General features: G+C 37.7%; 6 protein-coding genes and 1 riboswitch. All 6 genes read right to left on the bottom strand.

Annotation, left to right across the window (positions count from 1 at the left end):
* The coding region (locus ON15_RS01795; RefSeq protein ID WP_010579758.1) for a DEAD/DEAH box helicase at nt 1–598 on the bottom strand (598 nt) is incomplete at its 3' end.
* The gene (locus tag ON15_RS01790; protein WP_010579757.1) at nt 591–1,631 is read right to left on the bottom strand and encodes a helix-turn-helix domain-containing protein; all 1,041 of its coding nucleotides are present in this window, start codon (nt 1,629–1,631) and stop codon (nt 591–593) included. The genes ON15_RS01790 and ON15_RS01795, both read right to left, overlap by 8 nt.
* Before the next feature lie 186 nt (nt 1,632–1,817).
* Nucleotides 1,818–2,396, bottom strand: a complete 579-nt coding sequence (locus ON15_RS01785; protein ID WP_010579756.1) for an ECF transporter S component — start codon at nt 2,394–2,396, stop codon at nt 1,818–1,820.
* 120 nt (nt 2,397–2,516) lie between these two features.
* Nucleotides 2,517–2,639, bottom strand: a riboswitch (FMN riboswitch).
* Nucleotides 2,640–2,694: 55 nt separating this feature from the next.
* Entirely contained in the window at nt 2,695–3,417 is a 723-nt protein-coding gene (locus ON15_RS01780) for a pseudouridine synthase (protein ID WP_010579755.1), read from the bottom strand.
* Nucleotides 3,410–4,039, bottom strand: a complete 630-nt coding sequence (gene scpB, locus ON15_RS01775) for an SMC-Scp complex subunit ScpB (protein WP_010579754.1) — start codon at nt 4,037–4,039, stop codon at nt 3,410–3,412. The genes ON15_RS01780 and scpB overlap by 8 nt, the downstream gene beginning before the upstream one ends.
* On the bottom strand, nt 4,029–4,610 hold the full coding sequence (locus tag ON15_RS01770) for a segregation and condensation protein A (protein ID WP_268869590.1): 582 nt from the start codon (nt 4,608–4,610) through the stop codon (nt 4,029–4,031). The genes scpB and ON15_RS01770 overlap by 11 nt, the downstream gene beginning before the upstream one ends.
* Nucleotides 4,611–4,675: the final 65 nt, after the last annotated feature.

Here is a 4,675-nt window from a genome sequence, read left to right as displayed (position 1 = left end):
AATAGCAAATAATTTTCGGCTGTCTTTCAATAAATAAACGGTGACTGATATCTTGCTTTACTTCATTCGTCGCAGTTGCTGTCAGAGCTAACGTTAACGGATAGTTCAGTTCTTGGCGTAATTTACCCAGCTGTAAATAATCTGGTCGGAAGTCAGGCCCCCATTGCGAAATACAATGAGCCTCATCGACAACAAATAGGCCCCAATTAATTTGCTTCAAAATTTGAACAATTCGAGTTTGCGTAGCCATTTCTGGTGAAACAAAAACAAAATGATAATTAGCTAAATGTTTCAGTGCGAACTCTCTGTCCATTCGCTCAAGCTGAGAATTCAAAGCAACTACTCGTTTCTCGCCTAAAAATTTAAGTTCTTTGACCTGATCTTGCATTAATGAAATCAAGGGCGAGATAATTAAAACCGGGCGCTGGACTAGCCAGCCATACATTTGATAACATAAAGATTTTCCTGTCCCTGTTGGAAGAATCGCCAGGGTCATTTGATTTGCTAATAAAGCTTTTAAGGTTTCTTGTTGACCAGGCTTAAATTTTGAATAGCCAAATAAATTTTTTAAAGCGTTGGTTAACCTTTGATCATCCATTTGTCGATTTCCTTTGCTGTCTAATTTTCGTTTGTTGAATCTGATATAGCCGAAAAGAAAAGAAATCAATTTCTCTTGGCTCAACAATTTGATAATTCCAAGTACTTGGAGCACCTGATAATGATTCCTTCATAATTGTCAATTGTCGCGACGCCAACAACTGCTGATAAGGAAAACTCTGACAAAAAATTGCCGCCATTAATAAGTGCTCACGAATCGTACTTAGCTTTAAATGCCGTTCATTTGCAATTTTTTGACTTGATTCTCCATTTAAAAAGCGCTGATAAGTTTGTACACAACTGGCGGGCAGAGGACTTTTTTGAAACAAACTAACTAATACCTGCCAGGGCTCACTTTGTTTACGCAAAAAAGCAGCCAAGCGTAAGGCAAGATCTTCATGTAAAATTTTTAGATCCGTCACTGACCAGTTAGTTTGCTCAGCCATTTGGGTATAGGTTTGCCCAGCTACTTGATGCCCAGCAAAAAAATTTAAGAATACATCTGCTTGCTGGGTTGGTAAGGTTGTTAAAAATTCATTTAATAATCTTGGCAGGTCCGTTTGCAATTTTTGATAATCAAAATGTTTGATCCACTTTTTAAACCAAAACTGAATCTGCGGTGACGTTGTGATTACGTAATAATGCTGATTCTGATAGGACGATTCTGAAAAGGTCTGCACAATTAAGGTAAGCATCTGCAACCAAGTATCACATTGAAAATATTGGACTAATTGTGGTGCTTTACGCCAATAATGTTCTGACAAAAATGCTGTTAAACATTGCTGACCAGCTGGTGTCAGACAAAACTGCTGATCACCTGCCTGCTGTAACCAGCCGTGCTGTTTTAAAGCGGTTAGCTGCTGATCAAAAACTATATTCTCAATTTGCGCGACCCCCAGCCACTCCAGCATTTGATAGCTTAAGCCCCAAAAAAGGTTCGAAACCGTTTTTTTATTTGCTAAAACATGACGAATAACATTTGGCCGTCGCGGTTGATCAATTGAAAAAAAATAAAGCCACCGTTTTGCAAGCATTATTAAAATCTCCTTGCTCAAATTAATCTTCTAAATTAAGTATACGCTGAAATAGCTGGAAACGGCAAAAAGTAACGAAACCGTTAACTTTTTTTGATAACTAAACTTTATACCAGTAAATCCCCCAATTAATAGCAAACAAAAAGCTCAAGAGTTAATTCCTTGAGCTTTAAACTTATAATCATTTTAATGAGTAATCAATGAATGGTCATTTAACCAGTATTTTAATTTTCTAAAAACTAACCAAAAAGCCACACCTAACAAGATCCCCTTGATCAAATTAAACGGGATGACTCCAAATAAGATCAGCTGATTCAAAGGCAGAGACAACTTCATTCCCAGCACGCTCATATAAAGCGGGGTAATCACCAACCAATTACCCAATGACAGAAAGAAAGTCAAACTCAACGTGGCTACAGCGATTGATAGTAACACCTTTTTGCCCCTTAAAAAACGTTGTGACTGAACAATTTGATACATTGGCAAACAAAAAGCCAAAGTTGCTAAAAAACTCGTCGAGACTCCAATTAGATTGCTAATTGAAGGACCCGAAATCAAAAAGTAAAGTACCGAGCGAATCAAAGCTATTTCAATTCCTCCAAGTGGTCCCAACAAAAACATCCCTAGCAAAACCGGCAAATCAGAAAAATCAACCTTCATATACGGAACAATTGGAATTACTGCAAAAGATAGAAACATTAACAAATAAGAAATTGCCGCCAAACAAGCAGCTAAAACATATCTTCGTGCTACAGAAACAACCATCTCAATGACCTCCAAATCGAGTTCATCTTCACGGCGCTTACTTAAAATTACTTAAAAAATAAAAACTCTGCTGATCAAGGAATTAACCAACAGAGTTTACTTAATTTAATATTAAATAAGCTCTATCTTCTTTATCCAGACTATACTGTCGGCACTGGAATCACACCAGTTCAACTGCACAATTGCGCAGGTCGCGGCCTATTACCGCCGGTCGGGAATTTCACCCTGCCCCTGAAGATAAACTACTTTTTAAATTTTTATATGCTAAGTGTATCATAAAAAATTACACTTAGCAACCTTACTTAACTAATTTTTTTAACTGCTCAACTTCCTGATGACTTAATTGACGATATTGCCCGGGCATTAAACCAGCTAGGTCTAAAAAACTGTAATTTTGACGCTTCAATTTAATAACCGGATGGCCAATTGCAGCAAACATCTTTTTGACTTGATGATTACGGCCTTCATGGATCGTCAATAACCAGAGAGACGTTTGTTTGCTTAAATTAATTGAAAATTTTTTAACTTTTGCAGGTGAAGTCTTCTTGCCGTCAATCAGCACTCCACGGCTTAATTTTTTTAGTTCTTCGTTTGACGGAATTCCTTCAACTTTTGCCAAATATGTTTTTTCAATTTTAAATCTTGGATGCATTAAATGATTTGCCAAATCGCCATCATTTGTCAGCAATAAAATTCCCGAAGTATCATAATCTAAGCGACCAATCGGATAAATTCTTTCCTTCACTGCCGAAAAATAATCAGTCACAACTTTACGGCCTTTATTATCACTAACTGCCGAAATCACCCCACGCGGCTTATAAAACAAATAATAGTCTTTCTTTTGCTGCTCAATCGCTCGCCCATTAACTTGAATCAAATCTGCCGTTGTTACCTTAGTTCCCAGCTCAGTTACAACATTCCCATTAACTCTGACTTTGCCAGCCATAATTAGTTTTTCAGCCGCTCGCCGAGAAGCAATTCCTGCTTGAGCGATGACTTTTTGCAAACGTTCTTTAGTCAAAATTTTCTTCCTTTTCTTTATTTTCTTTGTTTTCCTTGCTTGCTTTATTTTCTAGTTTATTATTAAATAACTCTAACAAATCATCCGCTTCCAAAGGTAGATCCAATTGTTCTGCCTGGGGAAACGGTGGTAATTCGTCTAAAGAATTTAAGCCAAAATGGTCTAAAAAGTTTTCAGTTGTCACATAAATAATTGGCCGCCCGGGAACATTTAATCTGCCTTTTTCCCGAACAAGGTCTAACAATTGCAAGCGTTTCAGCGCTCCACTTGAACTGGTCCCGCGAATCTCCTCAATTTGTACCCGCGTAACCGGTTGACGATAAGCAATTATCGCTAGCGTTTCCATGGCCGCCCGGGAAAGCGAAGTTACATTAGGAGCAGTAAAATAAGCCTGAAGCAAAGGAGCAAACGACTTTTTAGTTGCTAATCGAGCTTTTTCATGATTAAGCAAAACAAACAGACTTGCATCAGGATCTGCCATATACTTTTGTTGCAAAAGTTCTAATTGTGAATAAATTGCCGGCTTCAGAATACCAGTTAACTCGGCCAACTCACTAATTTCAATCCCCTGATCGCCACTAACGAATAAAAGTGCTTCAATTTTTGCTAAATTAGATTCCATGATCAGCTCTCCTTAGTTTGATTGGTCCTAAATCAAATTGTTGAATAGCTTCAATTTTACGACGTTTGATCAGTTCCAACAAAGCCAAAAAAGAAGTTACCAATTGTTCGATAACTATCTTTTGCGAATCAAATAATTTTCGAAAATCAACCCATCCCGATTGCTTTGCCAAGAAATCTTCAATTCGATTGATTTCTTGATCGATCGTAAAGCTTTCTGTTTTAACTTCTCGCGTTCGCTGTAATTCTTTTTGTTGCTGCCGCCGAAGCAAAACTTGACCATAATATCGTTCTAAGCCCGCCAAACTTAAATGTTTTGGCAAAACTTGATCAGTACTAATTGGCGGTTCAGCTGCCGGTCGATTATAATATGCTTGCCGTTTCTGAGCCAAATCCCGCAACTGATCCGTAGCTAATTGAAAACATTGATGCACAATTAGTTGATCAACTAACTCCTGCCGCGGATCAGCCACATCTTCCGCTGAATCTTGCAGATCTTCGTGTTTTGGTAAGAGCATTTGACTTTTAATACTCAACAAAGTAGCCGCCATCACAAAATATTCACCAGCAATTTTAAGTGAAGCAGTTTGCTATTTGAATTTAAATAAGCTAAATACTGCGAGGTGATTTCAGTAAA

The sequence above is a fragment of the Liquorilactobacillus vini DSM 20605 genome (assembly GCF_000255495.1).
Taxonomy (GTDB): Bacteria; Bacillota; Bacilli; order Lactobacillales; family Lactobacillaceae; genus Liquorilactobacillus; species Liquorilactobacillus vini.
Note: the sequence above shows the minus strand (reverse complement) of the source record. Positions and strands in the feature narration are given on the sequence as shown.